The 1,614-nt window shown below is 68.8% G+C and carries 1 protein-coding gene; it reads right to left on the reverse strand.

Features of this window, described 5'->3' with window-relative positions; translation table 11 throughout:
• Window positions 1–111: 111 nt before the first annotated feature.
• Window positions 112–1,185, reverse strand: coding sequence for an IS110 family RNA-guided transposase (locus BM204_RS22090; protein WP_091114314.1), 1,074 nt, complete (start codon window positions 1,183–1,185; stop codon window positions 112–114).
• Window positions 1,186–1,614 lie beyond the last annotated feature (429 nt).

Consider the following 1,614-nt stretch of genomic DNA (forward strand, 5'->3'; position numbering starts at 1 on the left):
ATCTCGGGTGCCTCGCGCGACGCCCAGCTGTCCAACATGGAGCGCATCCCGCGCCTGCGCCTGCACCTCAAGCTGCTCCGCCTGGAGATCCAGGGATGCTTCTATGTGCTGTCAAGCGGCCGAAGCAGGTCGGTCGGGAGCAGCCGCGGCGTTGAGGGTCCGGTAGATCTGGCGGGTGGTGTAGCGCTTGAGACAGCGTCGGATCTCTCGGCCGGTTTTGCCCTCCGCGGTGCGCCGGGCGACGTAGTCGCGGGTGGCTGGGTCGGTGCGCATGCGAGTGAGCACGACGGTGTTCAGGGCCCAGTTCAGGCGCCGGTCGCCGCCGCGGTTGAGCCGGTGGCGCACGGTGTTGCCTGAGGACGCTGGGATGGGGCAGGTGCCGGCGATCTGGGCCAGGGCAGCCTCGCTGCGCACCCGACCTGGGTGGGACCACACGCACAGCACGACAGCTGCGGTGACGGCACCGACCCCCGGCATCGCCAACAGCTCGGGTGCACGCTTGGCCACGATCGCGGTGAGCTGGTCACGGTTGCTCTTCAGCTCCGCATCGAGCTGGACGATACGGCCTGCCAGCCGGACCGCCTGGGCGCGCGCGGTCGCCAGGCCCACCGGTTCGCTGCGTCGACGCCAGCTGGCGATCTGGCGGATCTGGGTGCTGGCCAACGCGCGGCGTGCGTCGATGCCAAGGTCGTGAGCGCGCACCAAGGCGGTGAGGGCGTTGATGGCGCGCAGGCGCTCGGCGTTGAGCTGCTCGCGCGCTGTGGTGAGGACCTGGAGGGCGACCTGATCTTGACCGCCACGGCGGTCCCGCAGACGAGCGACCGGCATGGTCAGGGTGTTGCGGGCAGCGGTGACTGCGTCCATGGCGTCGGTCTTCCCGCGGCCCCGCTCGCGGCGTGGTGTCGGTGCCTCGACCACCCTGTAGCCGACCTCGGCGAGGTTCTCGGCGAGCACCGCACCGTAGGAGCCGGTGCCTTCCGCAGCGACCAAGACACCGTCGAGGTCGCCGTCGGTACGCCGCGCGATCCAGTCGCGTGCCCGGCCGAGACCGGCGGCCGTCGTTGGGAACGCCTGTTCATCGACCACCGCTCCAGCCGCATCGAGGACGGCGTAGCTGTGGGTCGCGGCGTGGGTGTCGACCCCGACCACGAACCGATAGGACTGCGCGACCGTCACCGGGGTGATCGTGGCGCTGTTGTTTGTCACACTGGGCACTGCGATGTCTCCTTCACTTCAACCGGGGGATGGCGTCGTTGCCGACGTCGGCCCGGGAGTGAAGTCACTACGAGGCAGGCCTGTAACGGGTCACAGCCAGAGTCGTTTCAGCGGCACTGGTTGGACATGCTTCTCATCAAGCCATCGTGGTGGGGCCAGGGTCGACGCCGGCCCCCGGACCTGACGGACAGATCCCAGGCAAGACACCCCGAAGAGGTCAGGCGCTTCACGAGTCACGCCCGATCCGGAGGACCACCGTCAACCCTGCCAGCCAGCCCCAGGCCAGCCACCACGAACACTTACAGGCTCTTCAAGCACACCGAGCACGTGTTCATCAGTGGTGACCTCAACGTCAACTACCTGGCCGACCGGCGTCGACAGAACCCGGGGCTGCCCACG

The sequence above is a fragment of the Nocardioides psychrotolerans genome, from assembly GCF_900113685.1.
GTDB lineage: Bacteria > Actinomycetota > Actinomycetes > Propionibacteriales > Nocardioidaceae > Nocardioides > Nocardioides psychrotolerans.